Origin of the sequence: Leucobacter chromiiresistens, assembly GCF_001477055.1 — a bacterium.
GTDB lineage: Bacteria > Actinomycetota > Actinomycetes > Actinomycetales > Microbacteriaceae > Leucobacter > Leucobacter chromiiresistens_A.
The window spans coordinates 72,692-94,773 of the sequence record NZ_LDRK01000013.1 but is presented as its reverse complement, the minus strand read 5'-3'; the positions used below and the strand labels follow the sequence as shown (position 1 = coordinate 94,773).

The window sequence follows — 22,082 nt, the reverse complement described above, 5'->3', positions numbered from 1 at the left end:
CTTCGACTGAGAAAAGAGAATCCCATGACCTCCACCATCGTGATCGACGCCGGCTCGGCGCCGACGCCACCCACGACCCCGCAGCGCTCCTCGACCGGCGCCGCCCGCGGCCGCGTGACCTTCGGCGGCGTCCTCCGTTCGGAGCGCATCAAGCTCACGTCGCTCCGGAGCATCAAGCTCACGCTGCTGATCACCGTGATCGTCGGGATCGGTCTGAGCGCCGCCATCGCGCTGCTCTTCAGCAACGAGATGCGCGATGCGGGCAGCGTCGCGGGCGCCGGCGATCTGCAGTTCTACCTGCTGGTCGTCTCGACATTCGCATCGCCGTTCCTCGCACTCATCTTCGGGGTGCTCGGCGTGTTCGCCATCTCGAGCGAGTACTCGAGCGGCATGATCCTCTCGACGCTCACCGCGGTGCCGAAGCGCACTCCGGTGTTCCTCGGGAAGGCGCTCGTGCTCGCCGCGGTGTCTGCGCTCACCGCTCTCGTGCTCGTCGCGGGCGGCCTCGCTGCGGCCGTGATCTGTTACCCGCAGAGTGCTGCGGAGATCGGTAGCTCCATGGTGATCACCGGAGTGCTCGGCACGATCGCCTACCTCGTGCTGATCTCGCTCTTCGCGTTCGGCGTCTCGGTGCTGCTGCGGTCGACCGCGGGCGGCATCGCCGTGGTTGCGGGAGTGACCTTCGTGCTGCCGATCGCCTTCCAGATGCTGACCATGACCGGCTGGGAGTGGGTGACCACGGTCAGCGCGTATCTTCCGGCGCAGCTCGGGTCGGTGCTTTCGGCCGGTGCGGTGGAGGTCGCGAGCGGCCCGACCTTCGCGGTCGCGATGCTCGCGATGGCGGTCTGGGTCGTCGCGGTGATGCTCCCGGCGGCGGCGGCGTTCAAGCGTCGGGACGCCCGCTGACGCACATCTCGACAGGGAGGCGTGCCAGTACAGTGAACGGTATGACGCCGGATGCCGAGGTGCGCCTCCCTCGCCCGCCCGGAGTAATCCGGAGGGCCTTCGCCGCGCATCCCCGAGCCGTCGACATCACGATCGTCGTCTGGTACTTCCTCGGCAGCGCCCTGGGGTTCACGCTCGACATCGCGACGTCGACGACGTGGGACGAGGCGACCGGGTCGAGCACCTGGGAGGGCGTGCCCGCGCACCTGATGTGGCCCTGGGTGCTCATCGCGATCCTGCGCGTGCTGATCATCGCGGCGGCCCTGCTCTTCCGCCGTCGCTTCCCGCTGGTCGGGCTCATCGTCATCGTGGTGGTGACGTTCGGCGAGCAGGGCATCCAGGCGCTCGCCAACGGCGTGGCGCTCATGTTCCTGCTGTACGCCGTGCCGGTGTATCGCAGCGTCGCGGCGGGATGGGTCGCCTACGGAATCGCGGTGGCGGCGTCCTTGCTGCAGTCCGCACTGTCGTTCTGGCGGGGATCGGCGAATTTCGAGGCGACGAGTCCGGCGAATCTGCTCGCGGCCGAGTCGACCTCGGTGCAGAGCATCGGCGAGCTGGTCACGATCTCGATCATCAGCGCGGTCTGGCTGCTGGCGATCCTCATGCTCGGGATCAACCTCGGGAACCGTCGCCGGTACATCGCCGCCGTGATCGATCGCGCGCACCAGCTGGCGCGTGAGCGCGACCAGCTCGCGCAACTCGCGGTGGCGGAGGAGCGGTCGCGCATCGCCCGGGAGATGCACGACATCGTCGCGCACTCGGTCTCGGTGATGATCGCGCTGTCGGAGGGCGCGGCGCGCGCGTCGGAGCGGGCGCCCGAGGCTGCCGCGGACGCCATGCGCCGGAGCGCCGAGACGGGGCGCACGGCGCTCGCCGAGATGCGGCGCCTGCTCGGTGCCCTCCACTCGAGTGGGGAGGAGGCCGATCTGCTGCCGCAGCCGGGCGTCGAGGATCTGCCGCAGCTGGTCGAGGGCTTCTCGAAGGCGGGCCTGCTCGTCACGCTCGACGTGCAGGGCAGCGCGGCCGGGGATCGCGGGCAGGATCTCGCCGTCTACCGTGTGGTGCAGGAGGGCCTGACCAACGTGCTGCGCTACGCCGGAACGGGGGCGCGGGTGCGCGTGGCGCTCGACCGGGAGGCGGATCGCACGACCGTGCTGGTGCGCGATTACGGCCCGGTACCGGGCGCGCCTCCGCCGGTTGCGGGCCTGGGGTCGGGTCGCGGGCTCGCGGGGCTCGCCGAACGCGCGCGCGTCTTCGGTGGCAAGATCGAGTCGGGCCCCGTGTCGGCCGGCTCCGGCGGCGGGTGGCGCCTGTGGGCGGTGCTCCCGGTGAGCGCCGCGGCCAGCGGTGCCGAAGAGGCCTCGACGCCGCCCCGAGATTCGAGTGAGAGGAGCCCCGATGGCAACCGATGAGATCCGCGTCATGCTGGTCGACGATCAGGAGCTGATCCGCACCGGCTTCAAGCTGGTGCTGCTGGGGGAGCCCGACGTCGACGTCGTCGGCGAGGCCTCGGACGGGTCGGCTGCCCTGCAACGGCTCGAGGAGCTCGGGCCCGGGGGATGCGACCTCGTGCTCATGGACGTGCGCATGCCCGGCATGAACGGCATCGACGCGACCGCCGAGATCGTGCGCCGCTTCCCCGACGTGCGGGTGCTGGTGCTGACCACGTTCGATCTCGACGAGTACGCGACGGGAGCGGTTCGCGCGGGGGCGAGCGGCTTCCTGCTGAAGGACGCGAGGCCGACGGAGCTGGTCGACGCGATCCACCGCGTCGCCTCCGGGGACGCGGCGATGGCGCCGAGCGTCACCCGCCGCATGCTCGAGCAGATGCGCGCCGGCGGCGGCCTGGAGTTCTCGGCGGCGGGTGCCGAGGCCCTTGCCCCGGACGACGCGGCGCTCGACGCGCTCACCGAGCGCGAGCTCGACGTGCTGCGGCTCATCGCCGAGGGCAAGAACAATGCGGAGATCAGCGGCGAGCTGTACCTCTCGGAATCGACGGTGAAGACCCATGTGGGGCGGGTGCTCGCCAAGCTGCAGCTGCGCGACCGCGTGCACGCGGTCATCTTCGCCAAGCAGCACGGACTCTGACCGGTCCGAACGCCCACGCCCGGCCCGCGCACCGCCTGGTGCGCGCCACGCCCGCCCACGCCCCAGACCTTTCAGGGAGATCCTCGTGAGTACATCCGCCTACCGCCTGTTCGACGTCGTGGTGACGGAGGTGCATCGGCCGTCGCCCGGCTTCGTGCGCGTGGTGCTCACCGGCCCGGGGCTCGAGCGGTTCCGCTTCATCGGCACGGATCAGCGCGTCAAGATCCTGCTTCCGAACGAGCGGGGCGTCATCCCGCCGCTCGGAGACGGCGACGGTTGGTATCAGGCATGGTGCGCGCTCGCCGACGAGGATCGGCCGCCCATGCGCACCTACACGCCGCGCGCGTTCCAGCGCGATGCGCAGGGCGCGCGGCTGACGGTCGACTTCGCGCGGCACGCGGCCGACCCCGGCCCGGCCTCCGCGTGGGCGGAGCAGGCGGTGGTCGGCGACGCGATGGCGATCCTCGGCCCCGACGCCGAGCACTCGGGCCCGAACACGGCCGTCGGGTGGATCCCGCCGCGCAACGCCCGCCGCTTCCTCATCGTCGGCGACGACACGGCCATCCCGGCGATCGCCGGCATTCTCGCCTCGCTCGATCGGACTGCGTGCGCGCGGGTGATCCTCGAAGTCGGCGATGCCGCGGACGCCGCCCTGCTCGACGCCGACGAGCTGCGCGCCGACGGCCGGCTGGAGCTGACGGTGCTCGAGCGCGACGAGTCGGATCGCGGCGCCGCGCTCGTCTCGGCGGTGCGTGCGCTCGGCGACGTCTTCCCGGGTGATGCCTCGCCCGATGATGCATCGCGTGACGGGGCGCGAGACGCGCCGAGCGCCGAACTGCAGGAGATCGACATCGATCGGGAGATTCTCTGGGAGGTGCCGGGCATGGACGCGGCGACGGGCGCGCCCCTCGCGAGCGATGCGCGGCGTTCGGAGGGGTACGCGTGGCTGGCGGGAGAGGCCGGGGCGATCAGGGCCATACGCCGCCACCTGGTGAGCGAGCGCGGCATCGACCGGCAGTCCGTCGCCTTCATGGGGTACTGGCGCCGCGGGCGCGCCGAGAACTGAGGGTGCCTGCTGCATGCGCCGCGCGCGTCTCGGTGCATTCTCAAGAAATCATCCGGCGGCGAACCCTAGGCTGAAGCCATGACGAAAATCGCTGTGGTTCCCGGCTCCTTCGACCCGGTGACGATGGGGCACCTCGATGTCATCCTCCGCGCCGCGGGCATCTTCGACGAGGTGCACGTGCTGGTGGTGCACAACCCCAACAAGCACGCGATGCTGCCGATCTCGGAGCGGATGACGCTGATCCAGAAGTCGCTCGACGAGGCCGGCGCGCCGCAGAACATCACGGTCGCCTCCTGGTCGGTCGGCCTGCTCGTCGACTACTGCACCGAGGTCGGGGCATCGGTGCTCGTGAAGGGCATCCGATCGCAGATCGACGTGTCGTACGAGACCCCGATGGCGATCATGAACCGGAGCCTCGCCGATGTCGAGACGGTGTTCATGCTCCCGGATCCCGCTCACGCGCACGTGTCGAGCACGCTCGTGCGGCAGGTGTCGGAGATGGGCGGCGATGTGAGCCCGTACGTGCCCGCGGCCGTCGCGCGCTTCCTCGGCGCGCGCCGCCCGGCGTGAGGCTCGACCGCCCCGCGATCGGATCGTGCAGGGGCCGGCGCGCCCCGCGTTTCGCCGCCCGCGAAGGGCGAGGATTCCGCGTCGCGCCGCGGTAGAATGGATCGGTGAGCAACAGCCGAGTCTACGAGGAGAACGTCCGCGACATCATCAACCGCCCGGGGGAGATGCGTGAGCGGAGTCGCACCCTGACCGTGCCGGAGAAGTTCGGCGAGGGCCTCGCCGAGATCAGCGAGGGCGCAGAGCTCGATCTCGACGTGCGACTGGAGTCTGTGCACGAGGGGATTCTGGTCTCCGCGGAGGTGGCGACGACGATGCACGCCGAGTGCGGCCGATGCCTGAAAGCGTTCACCACGCCATTCGAAGTCGAGTTCCAGGAACTTTTCGCGTATACTCCTACGGAGGCCGACGAGTACGAGGTTCACGGTGATCACGTGGATCTTGAACCTCCGCTCCGAGACGCGGTAGTGCTTGCACTGCCGTTCCAGCCTGTGTGTCGTCCGGACTGCCCGGGTCTCGATCCCGAGTCCGGTGAGTTGCGCGACACCGAGGCTGCAGTGCCGAACAGTGCGGATATCGATCCGCGGTGGGCGGCGCTGGCGGGTTTCGCTCCGGAAGGTGCGGCTGCTCCTGAACATGCAGGGGCACCTCACGAGGTGAAGACCAATGCAGTCGAGGCTGAAGTAGACCACGGCTCGGGTGAGACTCCCGAGTCCGCAAGCAAGTAGGAAAGAGAGCATCATGGCTGTTCCCAAGCGGAAGATGTCGCGATCGAACACCCGTCACCGTCGTTCGGCGTGGAAGGCTTCGGCACCCACCCTGGTGAAGACCGAAGAGAACGGTCGCACCGTGTACAGCCTGCCGCACCGCGCCCGCGTGGTCGAGGACTCGCAGGGCAACGCCCTCTTCCTCGAGTACAAGGGCCGCAAGGTCGCCGACGTCTGAGTTGACCCAGAGCGTTGCAGAGCCGTCGGGCTCCCCGGAAGGGGACCCCGGCGGCTTTCTCCATGCATTCGGCGTGCAGGCCGACCCCGAACTGGTGCAGCTCGCGCTGACGCATCGCTCGTGGGCGTACGAGCACGGCGGTGCGCCGCACAACGAGCGTCTCGAGTTCCTCGGCGACGCGGTGCTCGGCCAGGCCGTCACCGTCGAGCTCTTCACGACGTTCCCCGACCTCAGCGAGGGCGAGCTCGCGAAGCGACGCGCCGCACTCGTCTCCACCGTCGCGCTGGCCTCGGTCGCCCGCCGGCTCGGCCTGGGCGACCTGCTGCGCCTCGGCAAGGGCGAGGAGCTGACGGGAGGGCGCGACAAGGACTCGCTGCTGGCGGACGCCGTCGAGGCGATCATCGGCGCCGTGTACCTGTCGACCGGGCCGGAGACCACCACTGCGTTCGTGCTCGATCTCGTCGCGCCGCTGCTCGACGACGCCGACCGCTTCCTCGACGCGCTCGAAGCGCTCGATCCGAAGACCTCGCTGCAGCAGGAGGCGTCGCGCCGCGGACTGGCACACCCGCCCTACGAGACCACGGGGACGGGCCCCGATCATGACCGCCGGTACACCTCCCGCGTGACGCTCGACGGTGTGACGGGTCGTGGCGAGGGCACGAGCAAGAAGGCGGCCGAACTCGCCGCCGCCCGCGATGCGGTGGTCCGGCTGCGCACGCCGGCGAAGCGCCGACGTGCCTGAGCTCCCCGAAGTCGAGGTCGTGCGCGCCGGGCTCGCCCCGGCGGTGACGGGGGCGCGCGTCGCCGCCGTCGAGGTGCGCGATGCGCGCGCCCTCAAGCGGCACCTCCCCACGAGCGGGGACGATGGGCTCGGCGGGCACGGCGTCACCCTCAGCGAGGCCGCCGCCGCAGCCCGGAGCGCCGACTTCGAGCGGCGCACCGCCGGGATCCGACTCGGCGCGCCCGAGCGGCGCGGCAAGTTCCTGTGGATACCGACGTCGGGTGCGTCGGCGGACGGCTCGCCGCTCGCGCTGCTCGCCCACCTGGGCATGAGCGGGCAGCTGCTCCTGCGCGCGCACGACGCCGTCGATGACCGCCACGTGCGGATCCGCATGTGGATCGAGCACGCGCAGCACGGCGAGCTGCGCGTGGACTTCGCCGATCAGCGACTGTTCGGCTCGCTGGCCCTCGATGCGCTGCGGGCCGCGCCCGACGGCGTGGGCGCGGTGCCGGCGCAGGCTGCGCACATCGCGCGGGATCCGCTCGATCCGGCCTTCGACGACGCCCGGTTCATCGCCGCGCTGCGCAGCCGCGCGACGGGCGTGAAGAAGCTGCTGCTCGATCAGACCCTCATCAGCGGGGTCGGCAACATCTATGCCGATGAGGCCCTGTGGCGCGCGCGGCTGCACCCCGACACCCGTGGCTCTGCGATCGGCCCGCGCAAGGCCGACGAGCTGCTGGCGGTGCTGCGCGCGGTGTTCGCGCAGGCCCTCCGCGAGGGCGGCACCAGCTTCGACGCGCAGTACGTCAACGTCAACGGCCAGGCCGGGTACTTCGCGCACTCGCTGCACGCGTACGGGCGGGCGGGGGAGCCGTGCGCCAGATGCGGCACGCCGATCCGTCGCGTTCCCTTCGGCGGGCGGTCGTCGCACTTCTGCCCGCGGTGCCAGCGCAAGCGCTGATGCCCTGCAGCGCTGCCGCCGTCGCGGCGCGAAGCGGGCCCGCGCGCCCTCAGTGCGGCTCGGCGTCGCCGCGATCCACCGCGAACGCGAGGTGCGGCATGTCGACGCCCCGATAGTGCTTCGTGAAGCGCCCGCGGACGGTCATGCCGAGCCGGATCGCGACGTTCATCGAAGCGATGTTGGTGTCGCGCACCTGGGCCCAGAGGCGGTCGGCGCCGAGCTCCGCGAAGGCGTACCGCTGCGCCGCTCGTGCGGCTTCGACGGCGTACCCCCGGTGCCAGTGCGCACGATTGAAGAGGTAGCCGACCTCGAGCACCTCCGCGTCCATGATGCGCTGCGTCGTGAGCCCGCACTGGCCGATCATCGCGCCGGTGCTGCGCAGGTCGACGGCCCAGAGCCCGAAGCCGTCCTCCCGATAGCGTCTCTGCATCCCGTCGAGCCAGCTCAGCGTCATCGCCTCATCGAAAGCGCCTTCGTACGCGCTCATCGCCTCGTCGTCCTGCAGGATGGCGCGGAGGGGCGGCAGGTCGGCGGTGGTCATCTCACGGAGGCGGAGGCGGGATGTCTCGAGGTGCACCAGACCATTCTCCAGCACCAATTACTTCGTGCACGAACTAATCTGTTAGGCTGAGGCCGTGCGTGAACGAAAGCGGCGACTCTGGCATGCGACTCCCTGGGACGGCCAGCCCGGATTCTGGGCGGCCTGGCGTCGCTTCTTCTACCAGTTCGAAGGCACGGCGCAGCTCGGCGACCCGAACGAGCCCGCGTACATCGCGCCGGCCGACCCGTCGTGCCCGATCTGCGGGCAGCCGATGAGCGACCACCGCATCGACCGCGGCGGCCCGGGCAAGCCGACCTACCTGCAGTGCCCCAAGGAGGCAGCCCCGACCGGCTAGCGGCGGACGTGGTCCAGCAGATCGCGCACGCGCTCCAGCTCGGCCGCGTCCACGTCGTCGAGATCCTCCGCGGCTTCCGCGCCGCTCGCAGCGGTGGCGAGCACCAGCTCGGCCTCCGCAGATCGATTCGAGGCGATCAGCAGCTCGCCGAGCACGACCGCGGCGCGCAGCCGCAGGGACAGGTCGGAGGCGGTGTCGAGCAGGCGGATGAGCTCGCTCGTCGCGAGAGCCGCCTCACCCCGCTCCGCCGAGGAGAGCGCGCGCTGCAGCAGGAGCTCGGGATTCTCCGCAGCAACCGTCGCCGCACCGGAGCCCGCTGCGCCCGTCTCCGCGGCCGCCCCGCGGTGCACATCGAGCTCTAGCGAGATGAACGCACCGATCAGTGCGCGGTACGTCGCCTCGACCACGTCGGGCGACGCCCCCTGCTCGACGGCGAGCGCGCGCACCCGCGCGATCACCTGCTCGACGCGGGCGGGCGCTCGCACGGCCGCCGCATCGGCCTTCAGCGATCCCGCTTGCACCACGCACGCCTGCCGCTCCGCGATCAGTGCGACCATGCGCCGGTCGATCGCGTCGATACGGCGGCGAACGTCGGCGAGGGCATCGGGTGCGGTCATGCCTCCAGGGTACTGGGCCAAGCCCCGGCCGTGAACGGGGCGGGCGCGGCGGGGCCGTAGACTCGGGGGCATGAACTTCATGCGTCTGAGCTGGGGAATGGGCGCCGCCGTCTGGTTCGCGGTGATCGTGCTCGTGTGCATCGCGCTCGGCCCCGCCGCAGTGATCGTCGCGCTCGTCTTCGGGCTCGGCCCCGATCTCTCGCTCGTCGGCGCGTTCGCGGAGCGGGGTCGACTGAAGCCGTCGCGCGTGCGCCTGTACAACACCGTGCACACGATGACGGTGCCGATCGCGCTCCTCGTGATCGGCGTGGCGACGTTCTTCATCACCGGCGGGGTCGATGGCGGGTTCGTGTACGTCGCGCTCGCCGGAGCCGCCTGGTTCGTGCACATCGCGGCGGATCGGGCCTTCGGCTTCGGGTTCCGCGATGCCGACGGCACGATCATCCCGGTCGGCTTCGTCGTCTAGACGCCCGACGCGAATCCTCAGCTCGGGGGAGTGCCACGCTCCCCGCACCGCGGCGGTGCCATACAGTAGGCCTCAGCACTCGCGCGGGTGAACGGGAGGGAGACGGCGTGCATCTGAAGAGCCTCACGCTCAAGGGCTTCAAATCGTTCGCGCAGCCGACCACCTTCCAGTTCGAGCCCGGCGTCACCGCGATCGTCGGGCCGAACGGCTCGGGCAAGTCGAACGTCGTCGACGCGCTCGCCTGGGTCATGGGGGAGCAGGGCGCGAAGACGCTGCGCGGCGGCAAGATGGAGGACGTCATCTTCGCGGGCACGTCGACGCGCGGCCCCCTCGGTCGCGCGGAGGTGCGCCTCACGATCGACAACTCCGACGGGGCGCTGCCCATCGAGTACACCGAGGTGACGATCAGTCGCACGCTGTTCCGCAACGGATCGAGCGAGTACGCGATCAACGGGGAGTCGTGCCGGCTGCTCGACGTGCAGGAGCTGCTGAGCGACTCGGGCCTCGGCCGGGAGATGCACGTGATCGTCGGCCAGGGTCAGCTCGATGCGGTGCTCCGCGCGACGGCCGAGGATCGCCGCGGCTTCATCGAGGAGGCCGCCGGGATTCTGAAGCACCGACGCCGCAAGGAGCGCACGCTGCGCAAGCTCGAGGCGATGGAGACGAACCTCACGCGGCTCGGCGACCTCGCCGGTGAGATCCGTCGCCAGCTGAAGCCGCTGGGGCGGCAGGCCGAGGTCGCGCGCGCCGCGCAGGGCATCGCGGCGGAGGTGCGGGATGCGAAGGCGCGGCTGCTCGCCGACGACGTGCACCGTCTGCGCACGGAGCTCGACGCCCTCGCACGCGACGAGTCGGAGCAGCACTCCGAGCGCATCGTGCTGCAGGAGCAGATCGAGCAGAAGCAGCTGCGCATCCAGCGGCTGGAGCAGGATCAGCAGAGCGACGAGCTCGATGCGGCGCGACGCGTCACGATCGGCCTCGAATCGGTGCAGTCGAAGCTGCGCGGGCTCTCGGCTCAGGCCCAGCAGCGGCTCGCGTTCCTCGCGACACAGGCGGAGGCCCCGGAGCAGATGCATCGGGTGACACGATCCTCGGTGGACGAGGCGGGGGCGGAGGCGATGCGCCTCGAAGCCCTCATCCCGGAGGCCGAACTCGCATGGCAGCGTTCTGGCGAGACGACGCGGGCGGCGCAGCGGGCGCTCGACGCGATCGACGACCACATCGCTGCGCAGAGCGCGCTCGTCTCGAAGCACGACCTGCAGCTCTCGCAGCTCCGCGGGCGCGCCGAGGCGGCGGAGCAGAAGCGCGCCACCGTGGCGCAGGAGGTCGAGCGGCGGGAGCAGGCCCTCGCCCAGGCGGAGGCGCGCGCCGAGGAGGCGCGTCTCGCGCTCGATGCGTTCGCGGAGCGCGAGGAGCTCGGCGATGCGGGCGACGGCGAGGGCGGGGTCTCGGGCGAGGATCAGGATCTGGCGTACCGCGTCGCGCGCGAGCGGCAGGCCTCTGCCGAGCAGCGTCGCGACGAGGTGCGCGAGCGGGTGCACGAGCTCGCGCAGGAGCTGGCCGGTCTCGAAGCGCGTGTCAGTGCGCTGACGCGGTCGCTCGACCAGCGGGACGCGTCGGCCGCGCTGCTCTCCGAGGCGCCTCCGGGCATCGACGGTCGCGTGGCGGACCACGTGCGTGTCGCAGAAGGATCGGAGGCCGCGATCGCGGCCGCGCTCGGCGCGTTCGCCGATGCCCTGCTCGCGGAGCACGCCGCGGCTGCGGGCGCCACCGTCGAGCGGGCGCGCGCGGAGGACCTCGGCCGGCTGCGGGCGGTGATCGCCGGTGCCGGGGACCAGGGGACCGGCGCGGGCGCGCAGGCGGCACCGCCCGTGATCACCGGGGCGACCCGAGCGCTCGACGTCGTGCTCGAGGCGCCGCCGGGGGTACAGGCGCTGCTCGAGCGCAGCTACATCGCACCCGATCTCGACGCCGCCCTCGCGGCCGCCGCCGAACTGGGCCGGCACTGGCCGGGTGAGAGCTTCACGGTGGTGACGCACGACGGCGACGTCGCGACGTCGCACACCGTGAGCGGCGGGTCGAGCCTCGCACCCTCCCGCATCGAGCTGACGGCGGAGCTCGAGCAGGCCGAGCAGCGCCGCATCGAGGTCGCCACCGCCGTGGCCGAGCACGAGGCGGAGCTCGCCGACCTGCGCACGGCCTCGGCCACGGCGAAGGCGGATGCCGAGCGCGCCCTCGCCGAGCTGCGCGCGGCGGACGCCCGACTCGCCGAGGTCGCCCAGGAGCGCAACCGGCTGTCGACGCGCGCGGAGGCGGCGACTGCCGAGGCCGAGCGCGCCCGGCAGGCGTTGACGGCCGTCTCCGCGTCGGCGGTGGAGGCGGCGAACGACGCCGACCGCGCAGCGCAGGCGTTCGAGGAGGCGTCGTCGCAGCCGCGCCCCATCCTCGACGCGAGCCAGCGCGACGGCCTCGCGAGCGAGGTGGAGCAGGCCCGAGCAGCCGAACTGGAGGCCCGCCTCGCGCTCGAGACCGCGCGCGAGCGCGCACGAGCCGCCGCAGCCCATCGCACGATGCTCGGCGAGCAGTTCGAGGCAGAGCGCCGCGCCGCAGAGGAGGCGGCCCGGCGCGCGGTGCTGCGCGCGCGGCAGGTGGCGCAGGCAGAGCGCGTGGGCGGCATGCTCCCCGCGATCCTCGACGCCTGCGACCGTTCGCTCGTCGAGGCCCGACTCGCCCAGCAGCAGGCCGAGCGCGAGCGCGCCAAGCACAGCCAGGAGCTCACGCTGCTGCGCTCCGAGGAATCGGGCCTGCGGCAGCAGCTGCAGGCGCTCGCCGAGCGGGTGCACGGCGCCGAGCTCAAGAGCTACGAGCGCAAGCTGCAGCTCTCGGCGCTGCTGGAGCGCTCGGGCAACGAGCTCGGGCTCGTCGAAGACGTGCTGATCGCCGAGTACGGGCCGCACGTGCCGATTCCGGAGTCCGGTTCCGACGGCGCCGCGGCAGCACCGCGCGGACGCCGAGTGCCCGGCGCGGCAGATGACACGGCCGCCGAGGACGGCGAGCCCGAGGCGCCGCAGTACGCGAACGACCTCGAAGCGCAGCTCGCGGCCGAGCTCGGGCTCGACACACGCGCCACCGGTGCCGCCGACCGCGGGGAGGCGTCCGATGCCGATGCCGACGCCGGCACCGAGGCCGCGGATGCCGCCGCCGCAGACGCCCCGGGGCGCCCCTTCGTGCGCGCCGAGCAGGAGCGTCGACTCGCGAAGGCCGAGCGGCGGCTCGCCGAGCTCGGGCGCATCAACCCGCTCGCCCTCGAGGAGTTCGCCGCGCTCGAGCAGCGGCACGCCTTCCTCAGCGAGCAGTTGCAGGACCTCACCCGCACCCGAGCCGATCTCCTCTCGATCATCGAGGAGCTCGACCAGAAGATGCAGGGCATCTTCGCGGCCGCCTTCGACGACACGCGGGCGGCGTTCGCCGAGGTCTTCCCGATCCTCTTCCCGGGCGGCTCGGGGGAGATCGCACTGAGCGACCCCGACGACCTGCTGCGCACCGGCATCGACATCGCGGTGCGGCCCGCCGGCAAGAAGGTGGAGCGCATGTCGCTCCTCTCCGGCGGCGAGCGCTCGCTCGCGGCGGTCGCGTGGCTCATGGCGATCTTCCAGGCGCGGCCGAGCCCGTTCTACATCGTCGACGAGGTGGAGGCCGCCCTCGACGACGCCAACCTCGGGCGGCTGCTGCAGGTGTTCGAGCGCCTGCGCGAGAACTCGCAGCTCATCATCATCACCCACCAGAAGCGCACGATGGAGATCGCCGACGCGCTCTACGGCGTGTCGATGCGCCACGACGGCATCTCGGCGGTCGTCGGGCAGCGCGTCGGCCGAGAGGTGGCCTGAGCGCACCGCATCGCGGCATGATGGAGCGATGACACCGGGAGAATTGCTGGAGGGGCCGCGCGGGCGGCGCTTGTGCCTCGAACTCGCGCGAGCGTCGATCGCAGCGCTCCCGGAGGGCCACCCCGACGTCGAGCGCTGGCAGTACGGCCTGTTCATGGCGCCGATGCGGCTCGCGGACGACGCAAGCGCCTCGCGCGTCGTCTGGTACTCCTCGGATGCGGACGCGGCCTCGACCGCTCCGCCGCAGCCGTACGGGCCGGGTCGACCCGGAGCCGTGTCCTCTGCGATCGACGCGTTCGAGCGGGTGCCCCTACCCGACCTCACTGCTGCGCTGCTGCTGGAGGCCCTGGTCGCCACCGTCGACGGTGCGCGGTACTGGCAGCCGCCCGAGGGCTACGATGCGCTCGCCTCGCTTCCGGAGGCCCGGCGCGGACTGCTGCGCTTCGCCGAAGTCGTCGCTCGGTCGCCGCACGCGGCATGGTGGTCGCGCGACGATCCCGCCGCGGCGCAGTACGCCGTGATTCCGGATGACGACTCCGAGGGCGATCCGGATGGCGACCCGAACGCGGCGCGCGGCGACACTGTCGCGGGCCCGCCCGAGCTGCACCTGGAAGACGTGAGCTCGCGGTACGCGGGCGCCACGATGGGCGCGTGGAGGGCCGATCGGCGCATCGTCGAACAGCGCAGCCTCCGCGATCTCGAGGAGTACCCGGGGGGCGGCTCGGGCGAATGGTGGTCGTTCCCGCCCCACGGCGTGCTCGCGACGACGGGCGCGATTCCGGGGTTCGGGCCCGTCGCACTGCACCTGGAGGAGGACGGGCGCGGCCCGGAGGGGGCGACGGTCGTGCCGATCGGAGCCGCAGCGCACGCCCGGATCTGCACCATCAGGAAAGCGTCGGACTGGGCGGCGCTCTGCGCAGCGCACCCGCTCGACGTCTCCGCGCAGATGCTGTACGACTGGGGCGAGACGACCGGGCGGTCTGGCGCGTGGGTGATGCCCGACTGGTCGCGGGTCGCGGAGCACTGGGACGGGGTGCACCTCGGTACGAGCGCGTACCTGCGGCTCGCAGGCCGGGCGATCGACTGCGGCAGCGATCGGGCCGGCGTGATCGCCGGGTGGTCTCCCGACACGACCTTCTGGCTCCACGATGTCGTCGGGCCCGTCGGCGCCGCCGAGCGCTGGGTCCGCTCCGAACCGAACACCCACGTCAACGTCCACGCCTGGAGCCGCGGTATTACGAGTTGATGACGCCTCGGCGGCCCCGTGCTCGCCGGGCGCACCGGCAGACTATGCTCGGAGCAACGCCCCAGCGTCGGGGCGTCATTTCTGCTTCAGAAAGGTGCACCAATGAAGGTTCACTCCAAGACATCAGTGGGCGTGCTCGCGCTGGTCGCCAGCGCCGCGCTCGTGCTCTCGGGCTGCTCGTCGAGCGGCGAGAGCGAGCCGACGGAGTCGGGCGGCGACGGCGGAGGGGGCAGCAGCGAGGCGCTGCAGATCGCCACGCTCCTCCCGCAGACCGGCTCGCTCGGCTTCCTCATGCCGCCCGTGCAGGCCGGCATCGCGCAGGCGCTCGCCGACATCAACGGGGCGGGAGGCGTGCTCGGGCAGGACGTCGAGGTCGTCGCCGAGGCGAACGAGGGCGACGCGAGCGATCTCACGGTCGTGGAATCGGGAGCCGACGACGTGATCGCGAGCGGTGCGTCGTTCGTGCTCGGCGCGATGGGCTCGGGCCGCAGCCAGCACGTGGTGGACCGGATCGCGGAGGCGGGCATCCTGATGGGATCCCCGTCGAACACCTCGGCCGACCTGAGCGGCATCAGCCCCAACTACTTCCGCACCGCGCCGCCCGACACGGTGCAGGGCGACGCGCTCGGCAACCAGATCGTCTCCGACGGCGTCACGAGCGTCGCGTTCCTCACGTTCAACGACCCGTACGGTCTCGGCCTCCGCGACGTGATCCAGGAGACGGTCGAGGCGGCGGGCGCCGAGGTGGTCTACGGCGGCAAGGGCGACGGCAACGAGTTCCCGGTCGAGCAGACCTCGTTCGCGTCCGAGATCACGGCCGCGAAGGATTCGGGCGCCGAGGCGATCGTCGTCGTGACGTACGACCAGTTCAAGCAGATCGTGCCCGAGGCCGTGAACCAGGGCCTCGACCTCTCCACGTTCTACCTGGTCGACGGCAACGCCAACGGCTACGAGAGCGACTTCGAGGCCGGCACGCTGGAGGGCGCGCAGGCGTCGATCCCGGGCGCCCAGTCGAATGAGGAGTTCCAGCAGCAGCTGCAAGACATCTACGCGGCCGAGTACGACGGCGAGCTGGAGAGCTTCACGTACGCCCCCGAGGCGTACGACCTCGTGACGCTGGTGGCGCTCGCCGCCGAGAAGGCCGAATCGACCGACTCCGCGGCGATCCAGGAGAACCTGGCAGCGGTCTCGGGAGCCGACGGCGGCGAGGAGTGCTCGACGTTCGAGGAGTGCGCGAAGCTCATCCAGGACGGTTCCGACATCCAGTACGTCGGCAAGGCCGGCACGGGCCCGTTGAACGAGAACAACGACCCCTCGTCGGCGTTCATCGGCATCTACCAGTACGACGATGCGAACAACCCGGTCTTCCAGAAGGCCGTGGAGGGGGAGACCGAGTAACCCCACCGGGGCGGATCGCATCGCAGAGCCCCCGGCGCACGTTTCGGCGCCGGGGGCTCTGTCGTGCCTCGACTACTCGCGGCGGGCGGATTTCTGCTCCACATCGGCCGCGAGCGTGCCGAGGTAGAGCTCGATCACCTTGGGATCGTTCGCGAGCTCCCTGCCCGGGCCCTCGTAGGAGTTGCGCCCCTGGTCGAGCACGTACGCGCGGTCGCAGATCTGGAGGCACCGGCGGGCGTTCTGCTCCACCATGATGATGGTGACGCCGGTCTTGTTGATCTGGCGGGTGCGGATGAACGTCTCGTCCTGGCGCACCGGGGAGAGCCCGGCGCTCGGCTCGTCGAGCAGCAGCACCTTCGGCTGCATCATGAGCGCCCGCGCCATGGCCACGGACTGCCGCTCGCCGCCCGACAGGGACCCCGCGCGCTGCTTGCGGCGATCCGCCAGCATCGGGAAGAGCTCCCACATCTCCGCGGCCCTGGCGGCGAACTCCCGGGGCTTGAGGAAGAGGCCCATCTGCAGGTTCTCCTCGATGCTCAGCGACGGGAAGACGTTGTTCGTCTGCGGTACAAAGCCGATGCCCTTGCGCACGAGGTGGTTCGTCGACGTCGTCGTGATGTCCTCGCCCTCGAGGGTGACGGCGCCCTCGCGGATGTTGACGAGGCCGAACAGGGCTTTGAGCAGCGTCGACTTGCCGGCGCCGTTCGGGCCGATGATGCCGATGAGCTCGCCCGCGTACGCCTCGAGCGTGCACCCGTTCAGGATGTTGACGCCGGGCAGGTACCCTGCGGTGAGGGTGTCGGCCTTGATCACGAGCGGCGGCTGGGCGTTCATCGAGTCTCCTCCTCGACCTCGGTGGCGATGGCGCGGATCACTCCGGTGGTGAGCACGTCGTCGTCGCCGAGATCGCGATCGTGGTGGGCTCCCAGGTAGGCGTCGACGACGGCCTCGCTCGCCATGACGCGCTCGGGCTCGCCCTCGGCGATGATGGTGCCCTGGGCCATCACGACGACCCAGTCGGAGATGTGGCGCACCATGTGCATGTCGTGCTCCACGAACAGCACGGTGGTGCCCTCGTCGCGCAGCGCCTGGATGTGGTCGAGCAGGCTCTGCGTGAGCGCGGGGTTCACCCCCGCCATCGGCTCGTCGAGCATGATCATCGCGGGGTTCGACATGAGCGCCCGCGCCATCTCGAGCAGTTTTTTCTGCCCGCCGGAGAGGTCGCCCGCCATGTCGTCGCGCTTGGCGTCGAGCTTGAACCGGGCGAGCAGCTCGTCGGCCCGGGCGATGTTCTCGCGCTCCCGCTTCGCCCACAGCGGGCCGATGAGCCCGACGAACAGGTTCTCGCCCGGCTGGTCGTTGGCGCCGATGAGCATGTTCTCGAGCACGGTCATGCGCGAGAGGGCCTTGGTGAGCTGGAAGGTGCGCACCATTCCGGATCGCGCGACCTGCGAGGCGCCGGTGCGGTTCAGCGCCTTCCCGTCGAACGTCCACCGCGCATCGCCGCCGCCGAGGAGCCGCTTGCCGTTCGAGGGGCGGTCGAAGCCGGTGATGAGGTTGAAGAACGTGGTCTTGCCGGCGCCGTTCGGGCCGATGAGTGCGGTGATGGCGCCGCGCTGCACTTCGAGGTGCTCGACGTTCACCGCCTGCAGCCCGCCGAACTGCCGTTCGATGCGGTCGACCGTCAGAATCGGGTCGGGCTTCGGCACGCCGGGGGTCTGGTCGAGGCCGGCGAGCGCTGCCCGGAGCGCGGCGCGGTCGGTGGGGTAGCTCTGCGCGTCAGACATTGAACGACAGCTCCTTCTTGTTGCCGAGTATGCCCTGCGGTCTGAAGACCACCAGCAGGATGAGCGAGATGCCGATGAGGATCCAGGCGAGCTGCTCGGTCTGCTGGGCGCTGAGCACCGACGCGGGCACGAATTCGCCGGCGAGGCTGGTGAGCAGGAGGCGGATGACGAAGAACAGGATGCTGCCGAGCAGCGGGCCGAAGATGGTGGCGGCCCCGCCGAGCAGCATGATCATCCAGAGGTTGAAGGTGGTGGGGCGGCCCATCGAATCGGGCTGCATGGCGGCGGGGAGCGCCATCACGATGCCGCCGAACGCGCCCATGACGCCGCCGAGGATCAGGGCCTGCAGCTTGTACGAGAACGAGCTCTTGCCGAGGCTCCGCACCGCGTCCTCGTCCTCGCGGATCCCCTTGAGCACGCGACCCCACGGGCTCCGGACCAGCGCCCACGTGATGAGGATGAACACCGCGACGAGGCCCCACGCGACGAGGCGCGTCCACCAGTCGTCGACACCGGTGTTCGCGTAGGTCAGGCCGAGGATCGTGGTCTTGCCCTCGGGGAGCGGGGAGAGCTCCGTGAAGACGTGGCGGTACTTCTGGCCGGGGATCCCGGTCGGGCCGCCCGTCACGTCCTGCAGCGCGGCGAGCTTCACGACCATGCGGATGATCTCGGCCGCGCTGATGGTGACGATCGCCAGGTAGTCTCCGCGCAGCTTCAGCGTGGGGATGCCGAGGATCAGGGCGAAGAGCACGGCGGCGAGGATCGCGATCAGCATCGCCGTCCAGAACCCCGCCCCCAGCACCACCGATACGCCGAAGCCGTAGGCGCCGACGAGCATGAAGCCCGCCTGGCCCATGTTCATGAGGCCGGTGAAGCCGAAGTGCACGTTCAGGCCGATCGCGGCGAGCACGAAGGCGGCCGTCGTGGGGGAGAGCGCGGTCTGCAGGATGCTCTGCAGGAGTCCAGTCCAGAATTCCATGGTGTCCTAGCCGATCCGCTCTTTGCGTCCGAAAATGCCCTGCGGTCGCACCAGCAGGATCAGGATGAGGAGGAGCAATGCGCTCGCGTACTTGAGGTCGCCGGGCAGCCAGATGTTCGTGAGCTCGACGATCATGCCGATGATCATCGAGCCGACGAAGGCCCCGAAGGCGGTGCCGAGACCGCCGAGCGTGACCGCGGCGAAGAACATGAGCAGCATGGTGCCGCCCGTAAACCAGTTGAGGCCGTTGAAGATGAGCCCGAAGAACACTCCGGCGAGGCCGGCGAGCCCGCCGCCGACGATCCACACGATGTTGATGACGCGGTCCACGTCGATGCCGGAGGCTCGGGCGAGCGCGGGGTTGTCGGAGATGGCCCGGGTCGCGCGGCCGAAGCGGGTGTACATGAGGCCGAGCCCCACCGCGATGATCGCGAGCAGCGAGACGCCCATGGCGATGTAGGACTGCACGGTGAGCGTCACGCCCGCGAGCGTGAGCGTCGCGGCGGTGCTCGTGTCGATGCGCACGACCCCCGAGCCGAAGAAGAACTGGAAGGTGTACTGCAGCGTGATCGACAGGCCGATCGAGACGATCATGAGCTGCATGAGGCTCAGCCGGCGTTTGCGCAGCGGTTTCCAGAGCACCTTGTCCTGCACCCACCCGAAGCCGGCGCACGCGATCACGGCGCACAGGCCGGCGAGCCACAGATTGCCGGTGACCCCCATGAACGCCGCCGCGAGCAGCCCGCCCATCGTGACCATCTCGCCCTGGGCGAAGTTGCTGAGGCCGGTCGTGCCGAAGACGAGCGAGAGCCCGAGCGATGCCAGAGCGATGAGGAGGCCCATGCGGATGCCCGAGACGAACTGCTGCCAGAACCGGGGCCAGGAGAACGAGTCGCCGGGCGAGGCCGACGATGCCGGCTTCGCCTCGCTCGTGTCGCCGCCGGTCTCGGGGGTGGTCGTCGCCGCTTCGGGATCATCGGTCAGCGGGAACAGTGCGCTCGCGGTGCTGTGGAGCTCGACCTCGACCTCGCGCTCGCCGGCGGACTTGAAGTACTGCCCCTCCGGCAGGGTCTCCTCGTCGACGGCCACGGTGTAGGCCCCGGCCTCCGTCGCGCTGAACACCCAGCGCCCGGCCTCGTCCGTCTCCGTCGTGCTCTCGGCGCCCGCGCCGCTGAGCGTCACGGCGATGCCCGGCGCCGGCTCCCCGCTGCTCAGCTTGATCACGCCCTGCACGCAGCCCGTGGCGGGACCGGGCTCGCAGGGCTCGGCGGCGCGGGCGGGCGCTGCGGAGAAGGCAGCGGCGAAGATTGCGAGCAGGGCGACGATCACCAGCATCAGGATCCCCCTGATGGGCACTCGTCTGCGGTGCAGAGTCGGGTTCACCGGACCTCCATTGGTCGTTGAACAGTCGAGACGTCGGGTGCGCCCGGACAACAGTGTCGCCCAAATATATACCGACAATCCGTCTGCGCGTGCGCATCGGGCGGTCGGATCGCGAATCCCGACCGGCGCCGCACTCCGGGGCGGGCCCTCGGGCGGCGGTAGTCTGGGAGCATGGCAGAGCGATCCTGGTCTTTCTCGAAAGCATTCCGCACTCTCTTCAGCGGGCCCGAGCTCATCACCGAGGAGACCTGGGACGATCTCGAGACCGCGCTCATCACGGCCGATTTCGGCCCCGACGTGACCGAGTCGATCCTCGATGCGCTGCGCGCCGATGTCGAGCGCCACCGCGTCACGGAGGTCGCCGAGATGCGCCGCATGCTCCGCGACGCCATCGAGGAGCGGCTCGCCGCGTACGATCCGACTCTCCGTCTCTCGGAGCGGCCTGCGGTCATCCTCGTGGTGGGGGTGAACGGCGTCGGCAAGACGACGACGATCGGCAAGTTCGCGAAGTACCTCACCGCGTTCGACAAGCGCGTGCTCGTGGGCGCCGCCGACACGTTCCGCGCGGCGGCGGTCGAGCAGCTCGCGACGTGGGCGGAGCGCGCGGGCGTCGACATCGTGAAGCCGCAGCAGGCCGGGCAGGATCCGGCATCCGTGGCGTTTCAGACGGTGCAGCGCGCCATCGACGCCGAGTACGAGATCGCCATCATCGACACCGCCGGTCGGCTGCAGACGAAGGGCGGCCTCATGGACGAGCTCGGCAAGGTGCGGCGCGTCATCGAGAAGCAGGCCCCGGTCTCCGAGGTGCTGCTCGTGCTCGACGCGACGACCGGTCAGAACGGGCTCGCGCAGGCCGAGGCGTTCATCCAGCACGCCGGCGTGACCGGGCTCGTGCTCACGAAGCTCGACGGGTCGGCGAAGGGCGGGTTCGTGCTCTCCGTGCAGGAGAAGACCGGCCTCCCCGTGAAGCTCGTCGGGCAGGGCGAGGGCATCGGCGACCTCACCGGCTTCACGCCGCACGTGTTCGCCCAGCAGCTCATCGGCTGAGCCCCGCCGCCCGCTCCGCAGCCCCTTCCGGATGCGCCCGGACCGCCGTCCGGGCGGGTCGCTGATCGCCGTGCGCGTAATCCGCAGCACGATCGCGCGAGGAGGAGTAGACCGGTGATGGAGCGGACCCCACCCGGGTCCGCACATCGAGAAAGGGTCATCATGCAGCGTCTCACCGTACTCGGCACCGGAGTGCTCGGCTCCCAGATCGCCTTCCAAGCGGCGTACTTCGGCAAGGACGTCGTCGCCTACGACATCGACGACGCGGCGATCGGCAAGCTCGCCGAGCGCTGGGCGTACCTGAAGCCGCTCTACCTGCGCGACCTGCCCGACGCGACCCCCGAGAAGCTCGACGCGGCGGTCGGCCGCATCCGCGCCACCACCGACCTCGGCGAGGCGCTCGCGCAGGCGCAGCTCGTCATCGAGGCCGTGCCCGAGAATCTCGAGATCAAGCGCGACACGTGGCGCCGCGTCGGCGAACTCGCCCCGGCCGAGACGATCTTCGCCACGAACTCCTCCACCCTGCTGCCGAGCGACATCGCGCCCGCGTCGGGCCACCCCGAGCGGTTCCTCGCGCTGCACTTCGCGAACGAGGTGTGGAAGAACAACACCGGAGAGGTGATGGGTCACGCGGGCACCGACCCGCGTGCGTTCGAAGCCGTGGCGCAGTTCGCCGAGGAGATCGGGATGGTGCCGATCCGCGTGCTGAAGGAGCAGCCGGGCTACGTGCTGAACTCCCTGCTCGTGCCGCTGCTCGACGCGGCGAGCGGGCTGCTGATGGGCGGCGTCGCCACCCCCGAGGACATCGATCGCACGTGGCGCATCGGCACCGGCGCCCCGCTCGGCCCGTTCCAGATCTTCGACGTGATCGGCATGATGACGCCGTACATGCTCAACAAGGACAGCGAGAAGCCCGGCGCGCGCGCCTTCGCGGAGTACCTGAAGCGCGAGTACATCGACAAGGGGTACCTCGGCAAGGGGAGCGGCCGCGGCTTCTACACCTACGAGTAACCGTCGCGCACCGGTTCCCGTTCGGGTCGGTGCACGGTCCCCGTGAGTTCCCGGCCAGGGGATCCGCTCACG

22 protein-coding genes are annotated in these 22,082 nt (G+C 70.8%); 16 read left to right on the top strand and 6 right to left on the bottom strand.

Annotated elements, in window-relative coordinates:
* Positions 1–24: 24 nt before the first annotated feature.
* The 9 genes from NS354_RS02895 to mutM all read left to right on the top strand — a co-directional run bounded on the left by NS354_RS02895 (position 25) and on the right by mutM (position 7,293).
* Positions 25–906 (top strand): ABC transporter permease, encoded by an 882-nt coding sequence (locus NS354_RS02895; protein WP_058593112.1) that lies wholly within the window; start codon positions 25–27, stop codon positions 904–906.
* Positions 907–947: 41 nt separating this feature from the next.
* Positions 948–2,357 carry a sensor histidine kinase gene (locus NS354_RS02890; RefSeq protein WP_058593111.1) on the top strand — a complete coding sequence of 470 codons (1,410 nt, stop codon included), beginning with the start codon at positions 948–950 and terminating at the stop codon, positions 2,355–2,357.
* Entirely contained in the window at positions 2,344–3,033 is a 690-nt protein-coding gene (locus tag NS354_RS02885; RefSeq protein ID WP_058593110.1) for a response regulator, read from the top strand. Before NS354_RS02890 ends, NS354_RS02885 begins: the two co-directional genes overlap by 14 nt.
* Before the next feature lie 85 nt (positions 3,034–3,118).
* A complete protein-coding gene (locus NS354_RS02880) occupies positions 3,119–4,099 on the top strand; it encodes a siderophore-interacting protein (RefSeq protein ID WP_058593109.1) in 981 nt (326 codons plus the stop codon).
* Positions 4,100–4,177: 78 nt separating this feature from the next.
* Complete coding sequence (gene coaD, locus NS354_RS02875; RefSeq protein ID WP_058593108.1) at positions 4,178–4,669, top strand: pantetheine-phosphate adenylyltransferase; 492 nt, start codon at positions 4,178–4,180, stop codon at positions 4,667–4,669.
* 104 nt (positions 4,670–4,773) lie between these two features.
* Positions 4,774–5,394: a YceD family protein gene (locus tag NS354_RS02870; protein WP_058593107.1), complete on the top strand. Its 621-nt coding sequence runs from the start codon at positions 4,774–4,776 to the stop codon at positions 5,392–5,394.
* Positions 5,395–5,407: 13 nt separating this feature from the next.
* On the top strand, positions 5,408–5,611 hold the full coding sequence (gene rpmF / locus NS354_RS02865) for a 50S ribosomal protein L32 (protein ID WP_058593106.1): 204 nt from the start codon (positions 5,408–5,410) through the stop codon (positions 5,609–5,611).
* A 73-nt stretch (positions 5,612–5,684) separates the two neighbouring features.
* Positions 5,685–6,353, top strand: a complete 669-nt coding sequence (gene rnc, locus NS354_RS02860) for a ribonuclease III (RefSeq protein WP_058593105.1) — start codon at positions 5,685–5,687, stop codon at positions 6,351–6,353.
* Positions 6,346–7,293 (top strand): bifunctional DNA-formamidopyrimidine glycosylase/DNA-(apurinic or apyrimidinic site) lyase, encoded by a 948-nt coding sequence (mutM, locus tag NS354_RS02855; protein WP_058593134.1) that lies wholly within the window; start codon positions 6,346–6,348, stop codon positions 7,291–7,293. Before rnc ends, mutM begins: the two co-directional genes overlap by 8 nt.
* A 49-nt stretch (positions 7,294–7,342) precedes the next feature.
* On the opposite strand, the gene NS354_RS02850 is transcribed toward mutM, so the two are convergent.
* Entirely contained in the window at positions 7,343–7,870 is a 528-nt protein-coding gene (locus NS354_RS02850; RefSeq protein ID WP_058593133.1) for a GNAT family N-acetyltransferase, read from the bottom strand.
* A 58-nt stretch (positions 7,871–7,928) separates the two neighbouring features.
* Between NS354_RS02850 and NS354_RS02845 the strand changes: the two genes are divergently transcribed.
* Positions 7,929–8,189 carry a hypothetical protein gene (locus tag NS354_RS02845; protein WP_058593104.1) on the top strand — a complete coding sequence of 87 codons (261 nt, stop codon included), beginning with the start codon at positions 7,929–7,931 and terminating at the stop codon, positions 8,187–8,189.
* On the opposite strand, the gene NS354_RS13085 is transcribed toward NS354_RS02845, so the two are convergent.
* Entirely contained in the window at positions 8,186–8,806 is a 621-nt protein-coding gene (locus NS354_RS13085) for a chorismate mutase (protein WP_082677866.1), read from the bottom strand. The two genes, NS354_RS02845 and NS354_RS13085, sit on opposite strands and share 4 nt — an antisense overlap.
* Before the next feature lie 70 nt (positions 8,807–8,876).
* Between NS354_RS13085 and NS354_RS02835 the strand changes: the two genes are divergently transcribed.
* From NS354_RS02835 to NS354_RS02820, 4 genes are all read left to right on the top strand, one after another.
* Entirely contained in the window at positions 8,877–9,272 is a 396-nt protein-coding gene (locus tag NS354_RS02835) for a DUF4260 family protein (protein ID WP_241490311.1), read from the top strand.
* 107 nt (positions 9,273–9,379) lie between these two features.
* Positions 9,380–13,159: a chromosome segregation SMC family protein gene (locus NS354_RS02830; RefSeq protein ID WP_058593102.1), complete on the top strand. Its 3,780-nt coding sequence runs from the start codon at positions 9,380–9,382 to the stop codon at positions 13,157–13,159.
* Between the two features lie 28 nt (positions 13,160–13,187).
* Positions 13,188–14,405, top strand: coding sequence for a hypothetical protein (locus NS354_RS02825; protein ID WP_153002091.1), 1,218 nt, complete (start codon positions 13,188–13,190; stop codon positions 14,403–14,405).
* 102 nt (positions 14,406–14,507) lie between these two features.
* A complete protein-coding gene (locus tag NS354_RS02820) occupies positions 14,508–15,803 on the top strand; it encodes an ABC transporter substrate-binding protein (RefSeq protein ID WP_058593100.1) in 1,296 nt (431 codons plus the stop codon).
* 72 nt (positions 15,804–15,875) lie between these two features.
* Here the strand turns inward: NS354_RS02820 and NS354_RS02815 are convergent, their stop codons facing one another.
* From NS354_RS02815 to NS354_RS02800, 4 genes are read right to left on the bottom strand one after another with little or no spacing between them, the layout of a single operon-like run.
* Complete coding sequence (locus tag NS354_RS02815; RefSeq protein WP_058593099.1) at positions 15,876–16,637, bottom strand: ABC transporter ATP-binding protein; 762 nt, start codon at positions 16,635–16,637, stop codon at positions 15,876–15,878.
* Positions 16,634–17,590: an ABC transporter ATP-binding protein gene (locus NS354_RS02810; RefSeq protein WP_058593098.1), complete on the bottom strand. Its 957-nt coding sequence runs from the start codon at positions 17,588–17,590 to the stop codon at positions 16,634–16,636. The genes NS354_RS02815 and NS354_RS02810 overlap by 4 nt, the downstream gene beginning before the upstream one ends.
* Complete coding sequence (locus tag NS354_RS02805; RefSeq protein WP_058593097.1) at positions 17,583–18,569, bottom strand: branched-chain amino acid ABC transporter permease; 987 nt, start codon at positions 18,567–18,569, stop codon at positions 17,583–17,585. The genes NS354_RS02810 and NS354_RS02805 overlap by 8 nt, the downstream gene beginning before the upstream one ends.
* Positions 18,570–18,575: 6 nt before the next feature.
* The gene (locus NS354_RS02800; RefSeq protein ID WP_193750689.1) at positions 18,576–19,904 is read right to left on the bottom strand and encodes a branched-chain amino acid ABC transporter permease; all 1,329 of its coding nucleotides are present in this window, start codon (positions 19,902–19,904) and stop codon (positions 18,576–18,578) included.
* A 219-nt stretch (positions 19,905–20,123) separates the two neighbouring features.
* Between NS354_RS02800 and ftsY the strand changes: the two genes are divergently transcribed.
* Positions 20,124–20,999, top strand: a complete 876-nt coding sequence (gene ftsY, locus NS354_RS02795) for a signal recognition particle-docking protein FtsY (protein ID WP_058593095.1) — start codon at positions 20,124–20,126, stop codon at positions 20,997–20,999.
* Between the two features lie 162 nt (positions 21,000–21,161).
* Positions 21,162–22,010, top strand: a complete 849-nt coding sequence (locus tag NS354_RS02790) for a 3-hydroxyacyl-CoA dehydrogenase (protein ID WP_058593094.1) — start codon at positions 21,162–21,164, stop codon at positions 22,008–22,010.
* Positions 22,011–22,082: the final 72 nt, after the last annotated feature.

Coding starts and splice junctions, on each gene's coding strand:
- NS354_RS02895 (WP_058593112.1), top strand. CDS start 25: ATGACCTCCACCATCGTGATCGACGCCGGCTCGGCGCCGACGCCACCC.
- NS354_RS02890 (WP_058593111.1), top strand. CDS start 948: ATGACGCCGGATGCCGAGGTGCGCCTCCCTCGCCCGCCCGGAGTAATC.
- NS354_RS02885 (WP_058593110.1), top strand. CDS start 2,344: ATGGCAACCGATGAGATCCGCGTCATGCTGGTCGACGATCAGGAGCTG.
- coaD (WP_058593108.1), top strand. CDS start 4,178: ATGACGAAAATCGCTGTGGTTCCCGGCTCCTTCGACCCGGTGACGATG.
- rpmF (WP_058593106.1), top strand. CDS start 5,408: ATGGCTGTTCCCAAGCGGAAGATGTCGCGATCGAACACCCGTCACCGT.
- NS354_RS13085 (WP_082677866.1), bottom strand. CDS start 8,806: ATGACCGCACCCGATGCCCTCGCCGACGTTCGCCGCCGTATCGACGCG.
- NS354_RS02835 (WP_241490311.1), top strand. CDS start 8,877: ATGAACTTCATGCGTCTGAGCTGGGGAATGGGCGCCGCCGTCTGGTTC.
- NS354_RS02825 (WP_153002091.1), top strand. CDS start 13,188: ATGACACCGGGAGAATTGCTGGAGGGGCCGCGCGGGCGGCGCTTGTGC.
- NS354_RS02820 (WP_058593100.1), top strand. CDS start 14,508: ATGAAGGTTCACTCCAAGACATCAGTGGGCGTGCTCGCGCTGGTCGCC.
- NS354_RS02815 (WP_058593099.1), bottom strand. CDS start 16,637: ATGAACGCCCAGCCGCCGCTCGTGATCAAGGCCGACACCCTCACCGCA.
- NS354_RS02810 (WP_058593098.1), bottom strand. CDS start 17,590: ATGTCTGACGCGCAGAGCTACCCCACCGACCGCGCCGCGCTCCGGGCA.
- NS354_RS02805 (WP_058593097.1), bottom strand. CDS start 18,569: ATGGAATTCTGGACTGGACTCCTGCAGAGCATCCTGCAGACCGCGCTC.
- NS354_RS02800 (WP_193750689.1), bottom strand. CDS start 19,904: ATGCTGGTGATCGTCGCCCTGCTCGCAATCTTCGCCGCTGCCTTCTCC.
- ftsY (WP_058593095.1), top strand. CDS start 20,124: ATGGCAGAGCGATCCTGGTCTTTCTCGAAAGCATTCCGCACTCTCTTC.
- NS354_RS02790 (WP_058593094.1), top strand. CDS start 21,162: ATGCAGCGTCTCACCGTACTCGGCACCGGAGTGCTCGGCTCCCAGATC.